Annotated in this window: 22 protein-coding genes and 1 pseudogene; 15 read left to right on the forward strand and 8 right to left on the reverse strand. The window is 61.8% G+C overall.

Annotated features, from left to right (window positions below):
• Window positions 1-83: 83 nt before the first annotated feature.
• Window positions 84-884 carry an inositol monophosphatase family protein gene (locus ASG19_RS18685; protein WP_062461861.1) on the reverse strand — a complete coding sequence of 267 codons (801 nt, stop codon included), beginning with the start codon at window positions 882-884 and terminating at the stop codon, window positions 84-86.
• Between the two features lie 208 nt (window positions 885-1,092).
• Here ASG19_RS18685 and ASG19_RS18690 point away from each other — a divergent pair, with 208 nt between their 5' ends.
• Window positions 1,093-1,449 (forward strand): hypothetical protein, encoded by a 357-nt coding sequence (locus ASG19_RS18690; protein WP_062460866.1) that lies wholly within the window; start codon window positions 1,093-1,095, stop codon window positions 1,447-1,449.
• Window positions 1,450-1,458: 9 nt separating this feature from the next.
• Here the strand turns inward: ASG19_RS18690 and ASG19_RS18695 are convergent, their stop codons facing one another.
• Both ASG19_RS18695 and ASG19_RS18700 read right to left on the reverse strand, forming a co-directional pair.
• Complete coding sequence (locus ASG19_RS18695; RefSeq protein ID WP_092659857.1) at window positions 1,459-2,595, reverse strand: tetratricopeptide repeat protein; 1,137 nt, start codon at window positions 2,593-2,595, stop codon at window positions 1,459-1,461.
• Window positions 2,595-3,248, reverse strand: coding sequence for a thiamine phosphate synthase (locus ASG19_RS18700; protein ID WP_062460869.1), 654 nt, complete (start codon window positions 3,246-3,248; stop codon window positions 2,595-2,597). The genes ASG19_RS18695 and ASG19_RS18700 overlap by 1 nt, the downstream gene beginning before the upstream one ends.
• A gap of 136 nt (window positions 3,249-3,384) precedes the next feature.
• Here ASG19_RS18700 and ASG19_RS18705 point away from each other — a divergent pair, with 136 nt between their 5' ends.
• A complete protein-coding gene (locus tag ASG19_RS18705) occupies window positions 3,385-4,170 on the forward strand; it encodes a sulfite exporter TauE/SafE family protein (RefSeq protein ID WP_062460872.1) in 786 nt (261 codons plus the stop codon).
• A gap of 107 nt (window positions 4,171-4,277) precedes the next feature.
• Window positions 4,278-4,535, forward strand: coding sequence for a metalloregulator ArsR/SmtB family transcription factor (locus tag ASG19_RS18710; protein ID WP_062460875.1), 258 nt, complete (start codon window positions 4,278-4,280; stop codon window positions 4,533-4,535).
• Window positions 4,536-4,653: 118 nt separating this feature from the next.
• Here ASG19_RS18710 and ASG19_RS23650 read toward each other — a convergent pair whose 3' ends face one another.
• Window positions 4,654-4,830, reverse strand: coding sequence for a DUF465 domain-containing protein (locus tag ASG19_RS23650; protein ID WP_082471995.1), 177 nt, complete (start codon window positions 4,828-4,830; stop codon window positions 4,654-4,656).
• A gap of 229 nt (window positions 4,831-5,059) precedes the next feature.
• Here ASG19_RS23650 and ASG19_RS18715 point away from each other — a divergent pair, with 229 nt between their 5' ends.
• The 6 genes from ASG19_RS18715 (at window position 5,060) to ASG19_RS18740 (ending at window position 8,943) form a co-directional block, all read left to right on the forward strand.
• Entirely contained in the window at window positions 5,060-5,263 is a 204-nt protein-coding gene (locus tag ASG19_RS18715; protein WP_062461867.1) for a YdcH family protein, read from the forward strand.
• Between the two features lie 22 nt (window positions 5,264-5,285).
• Entirely contained in the window at window positions 5,286-5,783 is a 498-nt protein-coding gene (gene purE, locus ASG19_RS18720; protein ID WP_062460878.1) for a 5-(carboxyamino)imidazole ribonucleotide mutase, read from the forward strand.
• An 8-nt stretch (window positions 5,784-5,791) separates the two neighbouring features.
• Window positions 5,792-6,865, forward strand: coding sequence for a 5-(carboxyamino)imidazole ribonucleotide synthase (locus ASG19_RS18725; RefSeq protein ID WP_062460881.1), 1,074 nt, complete (start codon window positions 5,792-5,794; stop codon window positions 6,863-6,865).
• 144 nt (window positions 6,866-7,009) lie between these two features.
• A complete protein-coding gene (gene ykgO, locus ASG19_RS18730; RefSeq protein ID WP_003497670.1) occupies window positions 7,010-7,135 on the forward strand; it encodes a type B 50S ribosomal protein L36 in 126 nt (41 codons plus the stop codon).
• 107 nt (window positions 7,136-7,242) lie between these two features.
• Entirely contained in the window at window positions 7,243-7,896 is a 654-nt protein-coding gene (locus ASG19_RS18735) for a tetratricopeptide repeat protein (protein ID WP_062460884.1), read from the forward strand.
• Between the two features lie 9 nt (window positions 7,897-7,905).
• Window positions 7,906-8,943, forward strand: a complete 1,038-nt coding sequence (locus ASG19_RS18740) for an alpha/beta hydrolase (protein WP_062460887.1) — start codon at window positions 7,906-7,908, stop codon at window positions 8,941-8,943.
• Between the two features lie 62 nt (window positions 8,944-9,005).
• Here the strand turns inward: ASG19_RS18740 and pyk are convergent, their stop codons facing one another.
• Window positions 9,006-10,445, reverse strand: a complete 1,440-nt coding sequence (gene pyk / locus ASG19_RS18745) for a pyruvate kinase (RefSeq protein ID WP_062460890.1) — start codon at window positions 10,443-10,445, stop codon at window positions 9,006-9,008.
• Window positions 10,445-10,828 (reverse strand): DUF1036 domain-containing protein, encoded by a 384-nt coding sequence (locus tag ASG19_RS18750; RefSeq protein ID WP_082472039.1) that lies wholly within the window; start codon window positions 10,826-10,828, stop codon window positions 10,445-10,447. The genes pyk and ASG19_RS18750 overlap by 1 nt, the downstream gene beginning before the upstream one ends.
• 281 nt (window positions 10,829-11,109) lie before the next feature.
• Here ASG19_RS18750 and ASG19_RS18755 point away from each other — a divergent pair, with 281 nt between their 5' ends.
• From ASG19_RS18755 to ASG19_RS18770, 4 genes and pseudogenes are all read left to right on the forward strand, one after another.
• Window positions 11,110-11,907 (forward strand): N-formylglutamate amidohydrolase, encoded by a 798-nt coding sequence (locus ASG19_RS18755; protein ID WP_062460893.1) that lies wholly within the window; start codon window positions 11,110-11,112, stop codon window positions 11,905-11,907.
• Between the two features lie 23 nt (window positions 11,908-11,930).
• The gene (locus ASG19_RS18760; RefSeq protein ID WP_062460896.1) at window positions 11,931-12,239 is read left to right on the forward strand and encodes a DUF1244 domain-containing protein; all 309 of its coding nucleotides are present in this window, start codon (window positions 11,931-11,933) and stop codon (window positions 12,237-12,239) included.
• Window positions 12,240-12,336: 97 nt separating this feature from the next.
• The gene (locus ASG19_RS18765) at window positions 12,337-12,609 is read left to right on the forward strand and encodes a DUF2312 domain-containing protein (protein WP_062460899.1); all 273 of its coding nucleotides are present in this window, start codon (window positions 12,337-12,339) and stop codon (window positions 12,607-12,609) included.
• An 85-nt stretch (window positions 12,610-12,694) separates the two neighbouring features.
• Window positions 12,695-13,972 (forward strand): annotated as a pseudogene (locus ASG19_RS18770) (FAD-dependent oxidoreductase); the annotation flags it as partial.
• Here the strand turns inward: ASG19_RS18770 and ASG19_RS18775 are convergent.
• Together ASG19_RS18775 and ASG19_RS18780 are read right to left on the reverse strand one after the other, a co-directional pair.
• The gene (locus tag ASG19_RS18775) at window positions 13,956-15,935 is read right to left on the reverse strand and encodes a DUF882 domain-containing protein (RefSeq protein WP_244476230.1); all 1,980 of its coding nucleotides are present in this window, start codon (window positions 15,933-15,935) and stop codon (window positions 13,956-13,958) included. The pseudogene ASG19_RS18770 and the gene ASG19_RS18775 sit on opposite strands and share 17 nt — an antisense overlap.
• A gap of 195 nt (window positions 15,936-16,130) precedes the next feature.
• The gene (locus ASG19_RS18780; protein ID WP_062460905.1) at window positions 16,131-17,714 is read right to left on the reverse strand and encodes a sigma-54 dependent transcriptional regulator; all 1,584 of its coding nucleotides are present in this window, start codon (window positions 17,712-17,714) and stop codon (window positions 16,131-16,133) included.
• Window positions 17,715-17,904: 190 nt separating this feature from the next.
• On the opposite strand from ASG19_RS18780, the gene ASG19_RS18785 reads away from it, so the two are divergent.
• Both ASG19_RS18785 and ASG19_RS18790 read left to right on the forward strand, forming a co-directional pair.
• Window positions 17,905-19,749, forward strand: coding sequence for a M3 family oligoendopeptidase (locus ASG19_RS18785; RefSeq protein ID WP_062460908.1), 1,845 nt, complete (start codon window positions 17,905-17,907; stop codon window positions 19,747-19,749).
• 36 nt (window positions 19,750-19,785) lie between these two features.
• Complete coding sequence (locus ASG19_RS18790) at window positions 19,786-20,439, forward strand: aminotransferase class IV family protein (protein ID WP_062460911.1); 654 nt, start codon at window positions 19,786-19,788, stop codon at window positions 20,437-20,439.
• Window positions 20,440-20,447: the final 8 nt, after the last annotated feature.

The raw sequence follows: 20,447 nt of genomic DNA on the forward strand, positions 1-20,447 counted from the left end.
GGTGCAAAGACCGGGACAAGCCGAAGTTTTTTCCTCGCCATTTCAAATGACAAGCAGCACTCGGGCCGTCACCGCATCAGCAATCAGCGCGACGGAACCGGACGATTGGAAACTTCCAGCAGCGCCTTCTGGATCAGCTCGTTGCCGGCAACAATGCTCTTGGTGCCGAACATATCGGTCGAGCCCTTGATGTCGCTGACAAAGCCGCCCGCTTCGCGGATGAGGACGAGGCCGGCAGCGATGTCCCACGGCGAAAGACCGATTTCCCAGTGACCGTCGAAGCGACCGGCAGCGACATAGGCAAGATCAAGCGACGCAGCGCCAAGGCGACGAACGCCCGCCACTTCGCCCATCACATGGCGCAGTTCGACCAGGAACTTGCCGTGATCGCCGCGGCCGAGATGCGGCACGCCGCAACCAACCACGCAATCGGACAGGACCCGGCGTGCGGCAACGCGAATGCGACGGTCGTTCAAGAACGCGCCGCCGCCCTTTTCTGCCGTATAGAGTTCATCGGTGCCCGGGTTGAAGATCACGCCGGCGACGATTTCGCCATTGCGCTCCAGCGCGATCGACACCGCGAACTGCGGAATGCCGTGCAGGAAGTTGGTCGTGCCGTCGAGCGGATCGACGATCCAGCGATGAGCGCCGTCCGTGCCCTTCTCCTCCTGGCTTTCCTCACCGAGGAAGCCGTAGGTCGGGCGCGCCTTCATCAGCTCGTCATGGACGATCTTTTCCGCCTTGAGATCCGCCTGGGTCACGAAATCGCCCGGTCCCTTGACCGAAACCTGCAGGTTCTGAACTTCGCCGAAATCCCTGGAGAGCGACTTGCCTGCCTTGAGGGCGGCCTGAACCATGACGTTGAGAAGGGCTGAGCGGGCCATGCGGGAAATCCTGATCGTATGGTCCCGAACATGCATCAGCCGGGACGTGTCTGTGGCGAATTGTCTTGATTGGCCGGTTCAAGACCACAAAACCAAGGGAAATTCAAGTCGAAGCCGACAAACCCCGCGTGAACGGACAAAATGCGACATTGCCCGCCTGCCTGCGATCTGCCAGAACGCCGGCTATCGAGATTTTAGGAGTATCGCCGTGAAGATCGCATTGCCATTCGGCATCAGCCTCGGACTTGTGGGCGTGATGACCATGCTGTCGCTGGGTCTGATCTCGGCGCTGCCGGCCGATACCCAGTTGCCGATCCACTTCACCCTGACCGGCACACCGACCAGCACGGCACCGGCCATGATCGCGCTGCTGCTTCTGCCGGCCTGCGCGCTCTTCGTGACAGCCATGTTCGCACTTGGCCCCCGCATGGGCGGCCGTATCAAGGCCTCGCCGGGCATCTACCTGATCGTCTGGCTGGTAACGCTGCTGATCCTGGCGCTTGCCCACGGCTTTATCATCCGCCACGCCCTTTTCACGCTGGCGGCGATGAAGGCGACGGCCTGATCACGTCAATTACTGGCGTCGGAAGCGGTTCGCCGCGTCTATCGCCTGGCGCTGCTGCTCGTCGTTGATGCCGAGGTAGAAATCCTCTAGCGCCGCGTCCTGAAGTCCGGCGCGACGGGAAAGCACATACCACTTGGCGGCCTCGACCGGGTTCGGTCGTGTCCCCAGCGCCTCGATATAGAGATGCGACAGCTTGTTCTGGGCAACCACATTGCCGCGATGGGCCGCAATCCGCAGCCATTCGAAGCCCTTGTCGTAGTTGCGTTCGCCGCCGACGCCGTTGACGAACCAGATGCCCATGTCGAGTTGCGCCGTGTCGAACCCGGCCTTCGCCGCGCGCTCCAGCCAACGGCGAGCCTCGGCCTTCTTCTCCTCGGGCACGCCCTTCATGTTCACGTAGAGCTGGGCCACCGCATATTGCGCATCCGCCACGCCCTGCTTTGCCGCCCGCTCGTAGAAGGGCAACGCCAGCTTGAAACCTTTATCGCCGGGATTGTCCGACACCAGGATCTGGCCCCAGTTGAACTGCGCCGATGAATTGCCGGCTTCCGCCGCCTTGCGCATATAGTCGTCGGCCTTCTTCTTGTCGGCGGGCACGTAACGGCCGCTCATCAAAAGAAGCGAATACTGGAACATGGCGGCAGGATCGCCGCGCTCGGCAGCCTGCCCGTACCAGAAGGCCGCGGTCTTTGCGTCGCGGTTGATGCCGAGCCCCTTGCTCATCATTTCGGCGACAAGCGTCTGCGACGCCGCATCACCGGCCGACGCACGCTTCAGTGCGACATCGAGCGCCTTGACGTACAAGCCGCGCTGGAACGCACCATAGGCCTCGTCGATCGGGCCCGTATAGGGCTTCTCCGGCGGCAGCGGCGGCAAGGTCACGCCCATGCGCTGATAGAGTTCGACACCGGCGGACGGCACGATGCCATCGGGCTGTGCACCGCGTTCGACGCCCATTGCATCCGGCGCGACCGGTCTCGTCACCACCTGACGCGACTGCGCCGCCGTCGGCCCCTCCTGCTCCACCGCACCGGGTTGCTGCACCTGCGCAATTGCCGGATGCGGCAAGACGGCCGACGCGGAAAGGCTGGCGGCAAGCATCAGGACGGTGGATGAGGCGCGACGAATCGATGGCATGGAGACCATCAAGCCTCAAACCGTGGCGCTTTTTCGTCCAGATCGGCGTTGACCAGTCGAACTGCTTCCTGCGGTCCTTCGGGATGATCGAAGACAGCCAGTCTCAAAGCCACAAATTCCGCTCCGTTTTCGGCAACCTCGAGCGCCGAGGAAATGTCCGTGCCGCCCATGGCGATGCAGGGAATTTCCACCATCGAAGCCCACCATTCCGCAAGCGCGACGTTCTTCGGATGCGCCTCCGGCTTGATGTCGCCATCGAGCTTGCCGAAGAAAATATAGTCGGGGCGGCGCTCGCCCACTTCGAGCGCCGTGTGACGCTCGGATGCACCACCGGCGCCGACGATCATCTTCGGGCTGAATTTCTCGATCGTTTCTTCCAGCTCTTCCATCGAACCGGCCATATGCAGGCCATCTGCCTTGACGCGACCTGCGACGCGGCTGTCTCCGGCGATCAGCGCTGCGGCACCCGCGGCCTGGATCATCGGCACCATGAGTTCGGCGCGGTCCTGGAACGCGGTATCGTCTTCATCGTATTGCGGCAGGATCACCGAGGCGACATCGCCGCCCGCAAGCGCCTTCTCCAGTCGGTCCGCCTGCGCTTTCGCATCCGCATCCTGCGGCACGATCAGCACCAGACGGCAACGCTCTTCCTGTTTCTTCATGTTTCTTCCCATGCAGCGAACCGCAACCCGGCGATCCGCACTCGTTTTCTCTTGAATGATTCGATAGACCGGAAGGATTGCGCAATCAACCGCTCATCCCATCTGCCCGCCTCAACGGTGCAAGCCTGAAGTGCCCATGCCAGACATATTTTCCTCCGATACGCTCAGCCTCGCCTTCTTTGCAGCAGCGGTGCCCGCCGTGATGCTGGTCGGGCTTTCCAAGGGCGGCATTGGCGGCGCGATCGGCCTGATGGGCATGCCGCTGATGTCGCTTGCCGTCGACCCGGTCAAAGCGGCGGCGATCTTCCTGCCGATCCTGATCCTGATGGATATCGTGGCGCTTTGGTCCTGGCGCCATTTCAACGACAGAAAAACCCTGCTGATGATCCTGCCGGGCGGTGTCATCGGCATCGCGCTCGGCTGGGCGACCTCGGCCTATGTCTCGGACGACGCGTTGCGGATTGTTATTGCCGCGGCAACGATCTTCTTCGCCCTCCGCTACTTCTGGCAGGTCTACGGCCCGGATAAGAACCGTCCGGCCGCCGCACTGCCGCATCGTCCGGCGGCCGCCACGTTCTGGGGCGCGCTGTCGGGCTATGCCAGTTTCGTGGCGCATGCCGGCGGCCCGCCCTTCCAGATCTACGTTCTGCCGATGAAGCTCGATCCTAAGAAATACACCGGGGCCAGCATCCGCTTCTTCGCCATCGTCAACGCCGTCAAGATCATCCCCTATTTCCTTCTCGGCGCATTGGGGGCCGAAAACCTGACGATCTCGGCGACATTGCTGCCGGCAGCCCTGGTCTCGACCATGCTCGGTGCCGCGATCGTCAAGCATCTGAAGTCGGAAGTGTTCTATCCGATGACCTACGCGCTCGCTCTCGTTGCCGGCGTAAAGCTTCTGTGGGACGGCCTGCCGATCTGACCGGTCCATCCGAACATCATAAAAAACCCAATTACAATAAGGCCTTCCGCCGGTCGCGAGACACGAAAACGGTTGATGCTTCGTCAAGTTATGCTTAGCTTCAAACTATGACACTCGATCCGTTTTCAGCCATTGCCGACCCGAACCGGCGCCATCTCCTCGAAGAGCTGAGACGCGCGCCGAAAACCGTGAATGAACTTGCACAAGGACTGCCGATCAGCAGGCCGGCCGTCTCGCAGCATCTGAAAGCACTGCTGGACAGCGATCTCGTGACTGTCACACCAGAGGGAACGCGGCGCATCTATGCCGTGAACGGCAGCGGCTTCACCCGGCTCAACCTGTGGCTCGACCAGTTCTGGACGTGAATTCTGGCCGCGACTGTGACGTTACGACCAGAACTGTTGCTTTTAGTCTTGGAATTTATCGTGCCGCTGTGGGCACCCTCTCACGAATGTACGTGAGGCGCGTGGCGCTTTTGATCGCCTAATGACGGGTGTCGGTCTTTAACCGCTCCACCTCGTCTTTGATGCGCAGCTTGCGGCGCTTGAGCTCTGCGATCTCACGATCGTCGGCGGATGGAGATGCGAGAACGGACTGGAGTTCCTCTTCGAGGTCGCCGTGCTTCTTTTCAAGCGATGCGATATGCGCCTGGACGGTCATGTGGCATGTTCCTTCCTTAGGTACCTGCCTTGGCACTCCTCTGAGCCAAGGCTTCAGGTTTGCAACAGAAGTGTGACACGGTTGGTCCGCTTTGTCGAAGGAGAAATCATGGTCTCTCAGCGGCAAATTCGTGGCGTCGGCTAACTTCCAGTTAACGCGGTTTGATGGTAGGAGCTTGCGGATGAAGCCGGGGTTTGCAAAAAGCCGGCGTAAAGAATGGGGACTGAGCATGCGTGATCAGGAACAGGCGGATAACCGGCTGGTACTCGCGAAACTTCGCCAGGAACACGAAGATTACGACGCCGCGATCAATGCCATGATCAAGGTCGGCTGTGAGGCTCTTCGCATCCAGCGCATGAAGAAGAAGAAGCTGGCCATCAAGGACCGGATGACCCAGATCGAAGACCAGATCATTCCCGACATCATCGCTTGAGTTCACCTTAAAAGGGCCTGGAATGTCAGAAAGACCCGCAGTCGCCATCATCATGGGCAGCCAGTCCGACTGGGAGACCATGAAGAACGCCGCCGACACGCTTGATACGCTCGACATCGGTTACGAAGCACGGATCGTCTCGGCACACCGCACGCCGGACCGGATGTACGAATTCGCCAAGAGCGCCCGCGACGAGGGCTTCAAGGTCATCATCGCCGGTGCCGGCGGCGCTGCCCACCTGCCGGGCATGACAGCGGCCCTGACGCCGCTTCCGGTGTTCGGCGTGCCCGTCCAGTCAAAGACCATGAGCGGAACCGACAGCCTTTACTCGATCGTGCAGATGCCCGCCGGAATTCCCGTCGGCACGCTGGCGATCGGCCGTGCGGGTGCGATCAACGCAGCTCTTCTTGCCGCAGCGGTGCTTGCCCTCTCCGACGAAGACCTCGCCGACCGGCTCGACGCCTATCGCGCGCACCACACCGCATCGGTCGCCGAATATCCCATCGACGAAGCACCCTGAGAAACATCATGACGATCCGCACCATCGGCATAATCGGCGGCGGCCAGCTCGGCCGCATGCTGGCGATCGCTGCCGCACGCCTGAACTACCGCATCATCATCCTTGAGCCGCAGGCCGACTGCCCGGCCGCCCAGGTCGCGAACGAACAGATCACGGCGGCCTACGACGACAGGACGGCGCTGGCCGATCTCGCCAGCCGCTGCGACGTCGTGACCTACGAATTCGAAAACGTACCGGTCGAGGCAGCCGAGTTCCTGCAGCAGTCGGTTCCGGTCTACCCGCCGGCCAAGGCCCTGGAAGTGGCGCAGGACAGGATTGTTGAAAAGCAGTTCCTCAACGGCTGCGGCATCGAGACCGCAAGGTTTCACGCGGTCGACAGCCAGTCCGATCTCGAAGCGGCACTTGCAGACTTCGGCGGCAAGGGTGTCTTGAAGACCCGCCGCATGGGCTACGACGGCAAGGGCCAGCGCGTGTTCCGCTCCAGCGACGACAAGGCCGACGGCGCTTATGCGGACCTCGGCTCGGTGCCGATGGTTCTCGAAAGCTTCGTGCCCTTCGAGCGCGAAATCTCGATTATCGCCGCGCGCGCCAAGGATGGCACGGTCTCCTGCTACGATCCGGCCGAGAACATCCACCGCAACGGCATCCTTCATACCTCCACCCTGCCCGCGACCATTCCAGACACGACCGCGCAGACCGCGCGCAGTGCCGCCGAAAAGCTCCTCGCTGCCCTCGACTATGTCGGGGTGATCGGCATGGAATTCTTCGTGATGGCCGATGGCACCCTGATTGCCAACGAGATCGCACCGCGGGTGCACAATTCCGGTCATTGGACAGAGGCTGCCTGCGTGGTCTCGCAGTTCGAGCAGCATATCCGCGCGGTGGCCGGCGCAAGCCTCGGCGATCCGCGCCGTCATTCCGATTGCGTGATGACCAACCTGATCGGCGACGACATCCTCGACGTGCCCGGCTGGCTCGCGAGGACCGACGTGCTGGTCCACCTCTACGGCAAGACGGAATCCCGCCCGGGCCGGAAAATGGGCCATGTCACGGAGCTGAAGGGGCGGAAAACCCGGTCATAAAGTGCGTCACAAGGTTGACACGCATCCAGCCACGGGTTATCTGCACGCCAACCTGAGCGCGCCCCTCGTCGACAGATAGGCGGCACGCTTTCGATTGATAGAGACAAGCGGCTCTTTGAGCCCACAGACTTCTGGACCAGTACAATGAAGATCAAGAACTCGCTCAAGGCGCTGAAGGCTCGTCATCGCGATAACCGTCTGGTTCGCCGCAAGGGCCGCGTTTACATCATCAACAAGCAGAACCCGCGCTTCAAGGCCCGCCAGGGCTGATTTGCGCTGATATCGACGGGTTGTCCGGGCACGCCTGAGACGATCAAATTGTCGGTAGCGTGAAATTTCGGGTTTGACCTTCGGCGCATGCGGATTACTTTATCCGCATGCGCTATTTTCGTTCAAGCTTCGTGATCCTTGCTGTGTGTGTTGCGGTGCCTGCCTTTGCGCAGACGCTGCCCCAGCCCATGCCGCCATCCCAACCGATGCCTCCCGCTCCGCCGCTGGAAAGTCCGGCGCAGGGAGGTACGCAGGCAGCACCGAATGCCGGCCAGCCTCTCAACGCCAGGGTCGACCCACTATTTGCGGCGCTGAAACGTGAGCGCAATCCGGAAAAGGCGCGCGGCATCGCCACGCAGATCGCCATGAACATGGGTGACTCGGGCAGTCCCACAGTCAATCTCCTGATGGGCTGGGCGGCCACGGCCGCCAAGGAAAAGCGCAACGCCGCCGCCCTCGACTTCCTCGACCGCGTCACTCTCATCGATCCCGCCTATGTCGAAGGCTGGAACCGCCGCGCCACAATGCATTACGCGATGGGCGACCAGCGCAAGGCGATGGCCGATATTGCCGAAGTGCTGAAGCGTGAGCCTCGCCATTTCGGCGCGCTGGCCGGTCTTGCCGGAATCCTCACCGAAGCCGGACGGGACAGCCAGGCGCTGAATGCGTGGGAGCGTTATCTCGACATCTACCCCGCCGATCGCGAGGCGCAGGAGGCTGTGACCAAGCTATCCGAAAAGATCGCCGGCAACCGAACCTGATGGGCCGCCATGGGGATTGTACCTCTTATCTTGTCTCTCATCGCATTCGGCTTCGGCTTCACGGCCTGGAAGGCGAAAGCGATCGAGGCCAACCTTCCGAACGACGGTGAACTCACCGATCTCGGCGATATCCGTATCAACGCCCTTCATGTCGCAGCACCAGCCGAGGGCGACCTTCCCCCGATCGTCTTCATCCACGGCGCCAGCGGCAATCTGAAGGACCAGGAAGCAGCGTTCCGCAGACCGCTAGAAGGGCGCGCCGAAATGCTGTTCGTCGACCGTCCCGGTCACGGTTATTCCGAGCGTGGCGGAGACGAGAACGGTTTCCCGGATGGTCAGGCCGACACGATTGCGCGACTGATGGATCGTTACGGCATCGACAAGGCCATCATCGTCGGTCACTCCTTCGGAGGCGCGATCGCCACATCCTTCGCGCTTTACCACCCGGAAAAGACAGCGGGCCTGCTTCTGCTTGCGCCCGCCACCCATCCCTGGCCGGGCGGCGTCGACTGGTACTACAATCTCGCAGCCCGCCCTTATCTCGGACGCCTGTTTACCCGCTTCCTGGCGCTGCCTGCCGGGCTGGTGCTGATGGAGAAGGCAACCCATGCCGTCTTCCATCCCAACCCCCGTCCGGACCGCTATCTGGACGGCGGCGCCACCGCACTGGTGTTGCGGCCCGAGAACTTCCGCAACAACGCGATCGACGTCGCCAATCTCAACGACTACGTCACCCGGGTCGCACCGCGCTACAGCGAGATCACCGCGCCAACGCTGATCATCAACGGCGACAGCGACAAGATCGTCTCGATGGATATCCATGCGAAGGCGCTGACGGCCGCCGTCGCCGGTGCCGAACTGGTCGTCATCCGCGGCCTCGGCCACAAGCCGGACTACCTCGCGACCGATCTCGCCATAGCCGGGATCGAAAAGCTCGCAGGCCACCACCGCGACCTGCAGTCCGTTGCCCGCAGGGTCGAGGCGCGACTGGCGCAGGTGGTCGACGAGCCCATGCCGGACATGGATTTCTCGATCGAGAAGACCTGAAACGACAAAGGCCGCCGGATCACTCCGACGGCCGTTTTCATTTCACGCTGTTGATAGCGGGTTTAAACCCCACTCTGCCCATCTGCACCGATATAGGCGATGCGCAGCATGTTGGTGGCGCCAGGTGTGCCCAGTGGCACGCCGGCCGAGATGATGATCCGGTCGCCCGGCTTACCAAAACCTTCGGAGGCGACGATGCGGCAGGCGTTGTTGACCATGTCGTCGAGGTCAGTCGCGTCGTGGGTGACGACGCAGTGCATGCCCCAGCCGATCGACAGTCGACGCGCGGTCTTGACGCTCGGCGACAGTGCCAGGATCGGAACGTTCGGACGCTCGCGCGAGGCGCGAAGGCCTGTTGTGCCCGACGATGTGTAGGTGACGATCACGGCGAGCCGCAGCGTCTCTGCAATCTGGCGGGCAGCAAGCGAGATCGCATCGGCACCGGTTGCTTCCGGTGTGGCGCGCTGCGCGTAGATGATGCTTGGATAAAGCGGATCGTCTTCCACCTTGCGGGCAATCGACGCCATCATCGAAACGGCTTCGACCGGATACTGACCGGACGCCGATTCGGCCGACAGCATGATCGCATCGGCACCTTCGAACACGGCGATCGAGACGTCGGAAACTTCGGCGCGGGTCGGAACCGGCGCGCTGATCATCGATTCCAGCATCTGGGTCGCGACCACGACCGGCTTGCCGGCACGGCGACATGCGCGTGTCAGCTGCTTCTGGATGCCGGGGACCGCCTCGATCGGCATTTCGACGCCAAGATCGCCACGGGCCACCATGACGGCGTCGGAGAGATCGATGATCTCATCGATCCGCTCGAGTGCCTGCGGCTTTTCGATCTTAGACATGATGCCGACGCGGCCGCGGGCAATCTTGCGAACTTCGGCGAGATCTTCCGGGCGCTGAACGAAGGACAAAGCGACCCAGTCGACATCGTCGGTCTCAAGCACGGCATCGAGATCGGCGCGGTCCTTGTCGGTGAGAACGCCAACGGCGAGCAGCGTATCGGGAAGGCTAACACCCTTGCGGTCGGAAATGCCGGTGCCGGCCACGACGGTGCAGGTGATCGACGTTCCGTCAACCTTTTCGGCCCGCAGCGCCAGCTTGCCGTCATCGATCAGCAGGCGATCGCCGACCTTCACCGATTCGAGAATTTCGGGATGCGGCAGGAAGACTCGGTTCTCGTCGCCGGGAGCCTCGTTGTTGTCGAGTGTAAACGTCTGGCCTGGGACCAGCGTCACCTTGGTATCGGCAAACTTGCCAACGCGCAGTTTCGGACCCTGTAGGTCGGCGAGGATGCCGATCGGGCGGCCGGATTTCTTTTCCACCGAGCGGATACGCTCGATCAGCGTCCGCATCATCTCATGGCTCGAATGGCTCATGTTGATGCGGAAAAGATCAGCGCCTGCCTCGTGCAGCTTTGCAATCATCTCCTCGTCGGAGGATGCCGGGCCGAGTGTGGCAAGGATCTTAACTTTGCGGTATCGCCTCATCAATTCTGGCCTTCCTGGGATCCGGACGTGTCTGAAAGCTGGACCATCCAGCTGCCCTGACGGCCCGTGTCATATTCCTTGAAACCCATGCGCTGGAAGCCACGGGTGAAGCAGTCGTCGACGCCGACGACCTTGAACTCGTTCTCGGCGACGCACATGTTGACGCCGCCGGTCCAGCGGCCGCCGCGGGCCGCGTCCTCGGCATAGAGATAATAATAGCGGGACTGCAGCTCGCCTTCGATCAGCGTCGCGCAGGTTGATGCGGGTACCTGCCACCAGCCTTCGGTGTTCCAGCCATCCTTGGCACGGTAGCCGATCGCCACGCCGACGAGGTTCTGGGTTCCGTTGCAGACGCGGAAATCCGCAAGTGCCGGAGACGCCATCAACAGCGGCGCACTGACGCAGAGCGCGGATGCCACGGCAGGCACAGAAAACAGGGCGGAAAGATATGTTCTAAGGGATTTTTTCGACACGGTTTCCGTCAGGACTCCATGGTTATTCGTGATGCACTTTCTCGCGCGGCAGGGTTTGAAAGTCAACGCAATCTAATCGATTATATTCTGAACGCCCGCCGGGGGCCGCTTGCCTTGTCCGCGGCGACCATGGCAGGAAACGGCCGAGATATCACCGGGACAGGCTGCGCAAAACAATGGTACAAGCCCCGATGGACACAGACGACTTCCAACCGTTCGAAATTATAGACGGCGATTATGACGGCGGGATGGTTCTTCTCGCCGACCACGCAATGAACCGCCTGCCCGCCCGCTACGGCGATCTTGGCCTGCCAGAAGACGCATTCCGGCGCCACATCGCCTTCGATATCGGCATCGAGGGACTGACCCGCCGGCTGGCCGACATTCTGGACGTGCCGGCCGTGCTCGGCTGCTTTTCCCGCCTGCTGATCGATCCGAACCGCGGCGAAGACGATCCGACGCTGATCATGAAGATCTCCGACGGCGCCATCGTTTCCGGCAATCACCCGATCACCCAGGAAGAATGGGATTTTCGGCTTGCTACCTACCACCGGCCCTATCACCGCGCCGTCGAGCAGACGATTGCAAGAGCCAGCGCGTCCGGCCGGGCACCGCTTGTACTGTCGCTGCATTCCTTCACGCCGTACTGGCGCGAAACGCCGCGGCCCTGGCATGCGGGCGTGCTGTGGGATACCGACGATCGGGTCGTCGTACCTCTCATCGAGCAGCTTAGAATTCCCGGCGATATCGTCGTCGGCGACAACGAACCCTATGACGGCGCCCTGAAGGGCGACACCATGTACCGGCACTGCATGATCCCCGGTATTCCCCACACCCTGCTGGAAGTGCGCCAGGACCTGATCGGCGACGAGCAAGGCATCGAGGACTGGGCACAAAGATTGGCGCCGATCTTCACGACGCTCAATGCCGACCCCACATTGCATGCGTATCAAATCTTTCCGTCGCGCACCGGCCCCTACCCCGCGTGAGCGTTCAGCCAAAGGAGGTCACGATGACCGAACTTTCCAAGGAACAGCAGACCGAGCTCGAGGCTGCAGCCTTCCGTCGCCTCGTGTCACATCTGCGCGAGCGGACCGACGTTCAGAACATAGATCTGATGAACATGGCCGGCTTCTGCCGAAACTGCCTGTCCAACTGGTACAAGGACGCAGCCGACGAGGCAGGCCTTGCGCTCACGAAGGATGCATCCCGCGAGATCGTCTATGGCATGCCCTACGAGGACTGGAAAAATCTGCACCAGGCAGAATCCACAGGCGCTCAAAAAGCCGCATTCGAGGGCAACAAGCCGACCCATGGCTGACGCCCACGGACAAGGCCCGCGCATTTGGGCCTTGACCTTGCCGCCGCTTTTCGGCAGGTGACAGCCAATCAACACAGATCAAGATCAGGAGGCCCCGATGTCTGATGCTCATGGCGTCGCCCGCGACCAGCTCCGCGCATTTATCGAGCGTATCGAGCGACTGGAAGAAGAGAAGAAGACCATCGCCGACGACATCAAGGATGTCTATGGCGAGGCCAAGGGCATGGGCTACGATACCAAGATCATGAAAAAGGTCATCGCCCTTCGCAAGAAGGACGATCAGGAGCGGATGGAAGAGGACCTCATCCTCGACACCTATCTGGCAGCCCTCGGCATGATCGAAAGCCCGGCCGAACAGGACGCCGCCTAAACAATTTCGAAGACGACAAGGAACCCGCCGGCAACGGCGGGTTTTTTCATGGGCGCAAGCATCGCATCTTCCTCAGAGACGCTCGGAATCGGTCATGGATTATGATGTCATCGTCGTTGGCGCCGGTTTCACCGGCCTGACTGCCGCAACGCAGCTGATGAAAGCGGGCGTGAACGTTGTTTTGCTCGAAGCGCAGGAGCGCGTCGGCGGACGCGTCGAGGCGCAGGTTTTTGAGGATGGCACGGCCGTCGATGCGGGCGGACAGTTCTTTTGCCGCGACATGCCGGAAGTGGTCTCATTGGCAAGAGAGTTCGGCAGGACCTTTGTGAAGACCTATGCCGAGGGCGACACCACATACCTTCCCGAAGTCCCCCGCGGGCGGGCAGAAGCGATCTGGAACGGCGTCGATGCACTGCGCGAGACGATGATCGCGAGCGATCTTTCCGATCCGGCGCTCAGAAAGCTGACGGCTTACGACTGGGCGCAGAGACAGCCGGTCGAGGACGATATACGGCAGGGGTTTCTGCGCATGGTGACCGGCCTCTGGTGCCGCGCGCCGGAGGATATTGCCTTCACCTATCTCGCGGCAAACGACAGACGCATCACCAACACCACGTCCGAACTCGAGTTGTTTCTCGCCGGCACGATGCATGCGCTGGCCGACGATCTGGCGGCAACTCTCGGCGATCGGCTAAGGCTTGGCATGCCTGTCAATGAGGTTGCCATTTCCGGTGACGGCGTCACGTTGATGACCGGCACGGGAAAAATGACGGCAGCGCAGGTCGTGCTCGCCGTGCCGCCCATCATGGCGCGCCGCCTGTCGTACGCCCCAGCACTCCCGCCGCATCTGACAAGAGCACTGGATGCGTGGAGCCCTGGCATGGTCATCAAGCTCAACATCCGCTTTGAGCGACCCTTTTGGCGAGACCGGGATCTCAGCGGCATGACCATGTGGAATGATCCGCAAGGCCTGTTTGCCTGCGACGCCAGTCGCGACGGTTACGCCGGACTGATCGTCTTCGTTAGCGGACCTTTGGCGGCGACGTGGCACGACAAGCCCGCCCGTGAGCTTGAAACGTTCGTAATTGAGAAACTGGCGGAGGCGTTGGGCGACGAGGCCAGACACAGCCTGGACATTCGCATGCGTGACTGGGTCGACGACCGCTGGAGCGACGGCGCCTATAGTGACGTGATCACCAGTCTCGACGCTACCGACGCGGAAGCGACCCTGACAACCGGCATGCCGCCGGTACATTTCGCATCGTCGGAACTGTCGCCGTCTTTCCCGGGCTACGTCGAGGGGGCAATCGTCGCCGGCAAACAGGTGGCGGCCAAAGTCCTGAAACTCAGTCCTGGCCGCTGAACCGGTTGGGATCGATGGCGACGGCAGCACTCACAGGCTTGAAGCCGCTGCTTGTGTAACCGGCCGAATAATCACGATCGAGCGTCCGGCTGACCACGCGAGGCGCCTTCATCGAAACCGGGTTCTGACCTTCGGCGCGATTGTTGTTCACTGCCCATTTCGCCACCATGTCACCGGTCAAGCCGTTCTTGCCAGCTTTGGCCTGCCCCTGTGCAGTCGCAGGCTTGCCAGCGCGGCCGCTCTTGGCGGTGCCGTAGCTCGGCATGGTACCCAGCGACGCCGTTGCAGGACGCGGCGCGTCAAACCCGTCGCCGAACTGCATCTGCTTGGCGGACGGCTGGATCACCTTGGGCGAAAGAGCCGCTATCTGGCGCTGCGCAGGCGCGGCCATCGGCACCGGTGCCGACACGGCGACGGCCTGGGCTGGCGCTCTTGCTGGCGCCGCCTGCGGTGCCGGAACAACCGGCGCTTCGACGCTTCGCGACAGCGCTGCCACCAGTTCCGGCGTAAGGCTCTGCTGATCGCTCTGCGGGCGCGATGCAACGAGCGGCGCTGCTGGAGCACCCGGGCGGTGGATCGGAACTGGCACGGAGCCAAGGTTTTCGAATGGCGCCGGCTCTATGGAGGCAGTCAAGACGCTGGTTTCCGCATCACCCTTCAGCCCGCGAGGACCAAGGAGGGTCGGAACCGGAATGGCGTAACCGGACAGATCGGCGAAATTTTCAGCCCGCTGCACATCGGCTGCAGCAGCCGTCTGCATGGCAAGCGCGTCCTGCGCCGCATTGCGGGTCGGCTGATAGAGCGCCGTGGCAAGCCCACCCGGACCCGCGGTGCTGGAATCGGAACGGAAGGCCGGCCGTGACAGCGGCACAGGCGCTGCAATCGCCGGCTCGACCGGCTCAGCAGCAGCAACGAGTGTCGGTGCAGTAGGCGTCGGCGCAGTCGGCGTCGGCGCAACCCGTGCAGTCGCGACCGGTGCCTCTTCGCCATCGTCGGCAGCCGGAGCGGAACGCGGTGCTCCACGGCTGGCGACCATTGGTGCCTTCATGTCTTCGTTGTCTTCGACCTCGTCGGCACCACCGCCGCCAAACAGTGCGGCAAGGAACCCGCGACGCTTGGGTGCTTCGCCGCGGATCGAGCCGCCGGCTGTGCTGGCGATCGCAATCGAGTCAGAACCAACGCGCTTCTTGTAATCGGCGAGAGCGACCTCGTAGCCCGGCAACGGATTGCCGTCAGCCGGGAGATGCAGCGTGTTGCCCTTCGGGAAGATCTGAACCAGTTCCTTGCGGGTCATGCGCGGCCAGGCACGAACGCCGCCAACATCGAGATGCACGAAAGGGGAACCGGAAGTCGGGTAGAAGCCGACGCCGCCCACCTGCATCTGCATGGCGAGCGCCCGCAGGGTCGAGAGCTTCACGCCCGGAATGTAAAAGTCCATCGCCTTGCCGAGCATGTGCTGGCTGTTCTTCGCGACGCCGGTCTTGCGCGAGCGACCGCGCAGCATGCCGTTTGTGGTCGGCGAACGGAAAGCGGAGACGATGTGGATGGAATCGGTGGCGCCGGAGCGCTGGTAGACTTCCCAAACCAGGTCGAACAGGCGCGGATCCATCTTCGTCGGCTGGTTCTGGCGCCAGTCGCGGAGGAACTGGTTGAGCTGTGCCAGACCGCGCGGATCGAATCGGCCATTGCGCTTGTAGGTGATGGTGGCCTTCTCGCCGGTGTGGACGAAATAGAGCTTCAGGCTGCGGGTATCGCCAGCGGCCTCTGCCTCGTGCACCGAAGCTGGAAGAATCGTAAATGCGATTGCAGCAAGGGTCGACGCCACGACGAAACGCTTGGCGATCCGCTTGAAGATCGACGATCTGATCCCTGCAAGACGACCAGATCCGGCGCCAACGCGCGCCGCACGGTCATCGTCAGAGCGCACACCCGAAGGCGTTTTCTGAACTTTGAAATACGGCAAAGCGTTCCCCGTCCTGTCGACAACTACCCTCGTCGTCTCATCTGACTGCTAAATGCGGTGACAGCATGGCAAATGTGTCACACAAGCACAAGCACCTCTCGTATAGTCAATGAATTGCTAATGAGAGATTGACAAGGTTAGGGGAAGAGGCTTGCGCGAAGATTATCGTCATTAAAATCCCGATTTCGCGCCGATTCAGGCCGCTTCCTTCAGCGGATCGTCGGGATCGATGCCATAATCCTTGAGTTTTCTGTAGAGGGTCGAGCGCCCGATGCCGAGTTTGCGCGCCACCTGGCTCATCTGTCCGCGATAAAATTTCAGTGCAAAACGGATCAGCTCTTCTTCCACGTCGGCCAGTTTACGCACTTCGCCGGTGTCGTCCGTGCTGACGATGACGTTGTCGGAAGCCGGATAGGCGGCCGCCAGCAGCGCGCGCGGATCGGGCCGCATTGGCTGGGTATGCATGGCGGACCGTACCGGGATCGGGAAGCCACCATCGACAACGGCCTCGTGCCGCAGACGCGGACGCGGATCCATCTCGAGCGATGAAGGCTGCACGGCAGCGCCGGTCGCGGCCAATTCTTCGCTGCGGAATTCCGGCAGCTGAGCTGCAATCTGAGGGAAATCTTCGTCCGTCAGCTTGTCGCCCTGGGTCAGAACCACGGCGCGGAAGATCGCGTTTTCCAGCTGGCGGATATTGCCCGGCCAGTCGTAGGCGGTCAGAAGTGCCATCGCGCTGGCGCTGATCCCGACACTGCGTTCGAGTTTCTGTTCCGCCGAAAAGCGCTCGGCGAAAACCCGGACCAGATGCGGAATGTCTTCCTTGCGGCGACGCAGCGCCGGGATGGTGATGGGGAAGACGTTGAGACGGTAATAGAGGTCCTCGCGGAACCGCCCTGCCCGGACTTCCTCGATCAGGTCCTTGTTGGTCGCCGAAATCAGCCGCACGTTGACCTTCTGGACCTTGCCGGCCCCGACAGTCTCGATTTCGCCCTGCTGCACGGCGCGCAGAAGCTTCACCTGAACTTCAAGCGGAAGATCACCGATCTCGTCCAGGAACAGCGTGCCGCCGTCAGCCTCGACGAACTTGCCCGTGTGCCGCTCGGAGGCGCCGGTAAACGCGCCCTTCTCGTGACCGAACAGGATGCTCTCGACAAGATTGTGCGGGATGGCACCGCAATTGACGGTGATGAATGGCTTTCCTGCGCGGTCGCTGGCAGACTGGATGGCCCGGGCCACCATTTCCTTGCCAACGCCCGATTCGCCTTCGAGCACCACCGGAATGTTGGAATGCGCGGCGCGCTGGGCCAGATCGATGACGCGCAGCATGTCCGGGCTTGCCGAAACGATATCGTTGAAACCGACGATGCCGGCGCGACGTCGACCGGTGCGCGACTTGGTTTCCTTCTGGCCAACCTTCAGGGCATTGCCGATCGACGCACCGATCCGCTCCGGTGACACCGGTTTGACGACGAAATCGAAGGCACCGGCGCGCATGGCTTCCACCACCGTTTCGATGCCGCCCTGGCCGGTCTGCACGATGACGGGCGTATCGATGCCCATGCTGCGGATGGTTGAAAGAAAGCTCAGCCCGTCCATTTCCGGCATCATCAGGTCAAGCACGATGACATTGACCGGTCCGCTGAGGTTTTGGAGAAAGTCGAGAGCAACGAGGCCGTTCTCGGCGAGATGGGCGACATGTCCGAACCGTTCGACGGCATTCTTCAAGAGGCGGCGCTGGATCGGATCGTCATCTACGACTAGGACATGGGCAATCATGCTCGGCTCCTGCAACGTTCATCGTGCACCCTTGATGGGCTCTTATGCTGCAAGTTGTGTCAGAGAGGCTTGAACATCCCCTTTTGAGAAAAGCTTGCATTTTAACGGCCGAGGGGGAAAACAGTCGGTTCTGGCACAGGATCGCCGTCGACAGGAGAAAACCGTGAGAAATTTCCGTAACTGGCACACCATGACCGTCTCTCCTGCTTTTTCCGGCGCGTCGCCCGCTGCTTCGCCCGCCGACCCCGCGCTCGGTCTCCTGCCAGTCTGGAAATTGTCCGATCTCTACGCTGCCAAGGATGCCCCAGAATTTGTGGCCGATCTGGAAAAGGCGCGCACGCTGTCGCTCGCTTTCGAGGAAAAGTGGAAGGGCAAGCTTGCAGACGCTGCCGCAAAAACCGGTGCCGGCGGACTTGGCGAGGCCTTGTCGGAATATGACGCGCTCGACGACCTCCTCGGCAAGATCGGCTCGTTCGCCGGCCTCACCTATTTTTCAGACACTTCCAACCCCGCAAACGGCAAGTTCTACGGCGACATTCAGACAAAGCTGACGGATCTCTCCTCGCATCTCCTGTTTTTCGCGCTGGAACTGAACCGGATCGACGATGCGGTCATCAATGCGGCGATGGACCGCGATCCCGCAACCGGCCATTTCCGCCCCTGGCTGGTGGACTTGAGAATGGACAAGCCCTTCCAGCTGGACGACAAGCTCGAGCAGCTCTTTCTCGAAAAGTCGATGACGTCGGCCGCAGCCTTCAACCGCCTGTTCGACGAAACCATGTCGGAGCTGCGCTTCGAGGTGGACGGCGAAAAACAACCGCTCGAAATCACGCTCAACATGCTGGTAGAGCCCGAGCCGGAAACCCGCGCCAAGGCGGCCGTAGCACTGTCGAAAACCTTTGGCGAAAACCTGCGCGTCTTCACGTTGATCACCAACACGCTCGCCAAGGACAAGGAAATTTCCGACCGCTGGCGCGGGTTTGAGGATATCGCCGACAGCCGTCACCTGGCGAACCGCGTCGAACGCGAAGTCGTCGACGCGCTCTCGGAAGCGGTGACGCAAGCCTATCCCCGCCTGTCGCACCGCTATTACGCGATGAAGGCGAAATGGCTCGGCGTCGACCAGCTGAACTATTGGGACCGCAATGCGCCACTGCCGGAAACGCCGAAAGGCCTGATTTCATGGCCGGAAGCAAAGGACACCGTCCTGTCCGCCTATGGCGCCTTCTCGCCGGAAATGGCCGCCATCGCCGGCCGCTTCTTCGACGAGGAATGGATCGACGCGCCGGCACGTCCCGGCAAGGCACCGGGCGCGTTCGCGCATCCGGTCGTGCCCTCTGCCCACCCTTACGTTCTCGTCAACTATATGGGCAAGCCCCGCGACGTGATGACGCTTGCCCACGAGCTTGGCCATGGCGTGCATCAGGTTCTCGCAGGCGGTCAGGGCGCGCTGATGTGCCAGACACCGCTGACGCTTGCCGAAACCGCCTCCGTGTTCGGCGAGATGCTGACGTTCCGGGCACTTTTGGAAAAGACCAGGGACAAGCGCGAACGCAAGGCGATGCTGGCCCAGAAGGTGGAGGATATGATCAATACGGTCGTCCGCCAGATCGCCTTCTACCAGTTCGAGCGCAAGATCCATACTGCCCGCAAGCAGGGCGAACTGACGTCGGAGCAGATCGGCGAACTGTGGCTGTCCGTCCAGAACGAGAGCCTCGGCCCGGCAATCCGGATCTCGGAAGGCTACGAGACGTGGTGGACCTATATCCCCCACTTCATCCATTCGCCTTTCTACGTCTATGCCTACGCCTTCGGCGACTGCCTGGTGAACTCGCTCTACGCGGTCTACCAGAACGCCGCACCCGGCTTCCAGGACAAGTATTTCGACCTCCTGAAGGCAGGCGGCACCAAGCATCATTCGGAATTGCTCAAGCCATTCGGCCTCGATGCCACCGACCCGTCCTTCTGGTCGAAGGGCCTGTCGATGATCGAAGGCCTGATCGACGAGTTGGAAGCGCTGGACAAGGCTGTCTGATCAACGGACGGTCAAACGCAGGTCGGAGGGGTTGCGATGTCTGTGAAGGCCAAGGGTCGCGGTGCAAAACCGGTGGATCTTTCGCTGATCGAAACCATGCGCTGGGAGCCGGGTTCCGGTTTTACCCGGATCGACCAGCATTTGCGTCGGCTGAACCGTTCAGCCGATGCCCTGGGCTTTCGCCCGGCCCCGCCAGACCTGATGAAACAGCTCCAGGCCTCGGTCGAAGGGGAGACGCCGCTTCGCGTGCGGCTGGAAATGACGTTCCGCGGCAAGGTCGAGATCGTCGCCACGCCGTTCGCGCCCGTTGCCAAGGACGCGATCTGGCGGATCGGGATCGCGCAGACGCGCCTGCCCTCGGATGATCCGATGTATCGCCACAAGACATCGCGCCGCGAAGTCTATGACGCCGCCCGCGCCGAATTCCCTGAAGACGTGGACGAGGTGATCCTGCTCAACGAACGCGCAGAGGTCTGCGAAGGCACGCGCACCAATCTCTTCGTGGAGCAGGCCGACGGCACGCTGACGACACCGCCGATCTCATCCGGTCTGCTTGCGGGGATCCTGCGCGGCGATCTGATCCGCGAGGGCCGCGCCAAGTCTGGCCTTGTGAAACAGACCGACCTTGCCGGGAAACGCCTCTTCGTCGGCAATTCCCTGCGCGGCCTGATCCGGGCCGAACTGGTCTGACGCGAAGC

This window comes from Rhizobium sp. Leaf306 (genome assembly GCF_001423425.1).
Taxonomy (GTDB): Bacteria; Pseudomonadota; Alphaproteobacteria; order Rhizobiales; family Rhizobiaceae; genus Neorhizobium; species Neorhizobium soli.

What these genes read in the sequence shown, in the direction of transcription:
- ASG19_RS18695 (WP_092659857.1), bottom strand. Translation starts at nt 2,595, where the DNA reads ATGGTCTCCATGCCATCGATTCGTCGCGCCTCATCCACCGTCCTGATG.
- ASG19_RS18780 (WP_062460905.1), bottom strand. Translation starts at nt 17,714, where the DNA reads ATGATTGCCCATGTCCTAGTCGTAGATGACGATCCGATCCAGCGCCGC.
- ASG19_RS18715 (WP_062461867.1), top strand. Translation starts at nt 5,060, where the DNA reads ATGCGTGATCAGGAACAGGCGGATAACCGGCTGGTACTCGCGAAACTT.
- ASG19_RS18760 (WP_062460896.1), top strand. Translation starts at nt 11,931, where the DNA reads ATGACCGAACTTTCCAAGGAACAGCAGACCGAGCTCGAGGCTGCAGCC.
- ASG19_RS18735 (WP_062460884.1), top strand. Translation starts at nt 7,243, where the DNA reads ATGCGCTATTTTCGTTCAAGCTTCGTGATCCTTGCTGTGTGTGTTGCG.
- ASG19_RS18765 (WP_062460899.1), top strand. Translation starts at nt 12,337, where the DNA reads ATGTCTGATGCTCATGGCGTCGCCCGCGACCAGCTCCGCGCATTTATC.
- ASG19_RS18710 (WP_062460875.1), top strand. Translation starts at nt 4,278, where the DNA reads ATGACACTCGATCCGTTTTCAGCCATTGCCGACCCGAACCGGCGCCAT.
- ASG19_RS18740 (WP_062460887.1), top strand. Translation starts at nt 7,906, where the DNA reads ATGGGGATTGTACCTCTTATCTTGTCTCTCATCGCATTCGGCTTCGGC.
- ASG19_RS18790 (WP_062460911.1), top strand. Translation starts at nt 19,786, where the DNA reads ATGTCTGTGAAGGCCAAGGGTCGCGGTGCAAAACCGGTGGATCTTTCG.
- ASG19_RS18785 (WP_062460908.1), top strand. Translation starts at nt 17,905, where the DNA reads ATGACCGTCTCTCCTGCTTTTTCCGGCGCGTCGCCCGCTGCTTCGCCC.
- ASG19_RS18725 (WP_062460881.1), top strand. Translation starts at nt 5,792, where the DNA reads ATGACGATCCGCACCATCGGCATAATCGGCGGCGGCCAGCTCGGCCGC.
- ASG19_RS18685 (WP_062461861.1), bottom strand. Translation starts at nt 884, where the DNA reads ATGGCCCGCTCAGCCCTTCTCAACGTCATGGTTCAGGCCGCCCTCAAG.
- ASG19_RS18755 (WP_062460893.1), top strand. Translation starts at nt 11,110, where the DNA reads ATGGACACAGACGACTTCCAACCGTTCGAAATTATAGACGGCGATTAT.
- ASG19_RS23650 (WP_082471995.1), bottom strand. Translation starts at nt 4,830, where the DNA reads ATGACCGTCCAGGCGCATATCGCATCGCTTGAAAAGAAGCACGGCGAC.
- pyk (WP_062460890.1), bottom strand. Translation starts at nt 10,445, where the DNA reads ATGAGGCGATACCGCAAAGTTAAGATCCTTGCCACACTCGGCCCGGCA.
- purE (WP_062460878.1), top strand. Translation starts at nt 5,286, where the DNA reads ATGTCAGAAAGACCCGCAGTCGCCATCATCATGGGCAGCCAGTCCGAC.
- ykgO (WP_003497670.1), top strand. Translation starts at nt 7,010, where the DNA reads ATGAAGATCAAGAACTCGCTCAAGGCGCTGAAGGCTCGTCATCGCGAT.
- ASG19_RS18750 (WP_082472039.1), bottom strand. Translation starts at nt 10,828, where the DNA reads ATGGCGTCTCCGGCACTTGCGGATTTCCGCGTCTGCAACGGAACCCAG.
- ASG19_RS18705 (WP_062460872.1), top strand. Translation starts at nt 3,385, where the DNA reads ATGCCAGACATATTTTCCTCCGATACGCTCAGCCTCGCCTTCTTTGCA.
- ASG19_RS18700 (WP_062460869.1), bottom strand. Translation starts at nt 3,248, where the DNA reads ATGAAGAAACAGGAAGAGCGTTGCCGTCTGGTGCTGATCGTGCCGCAG.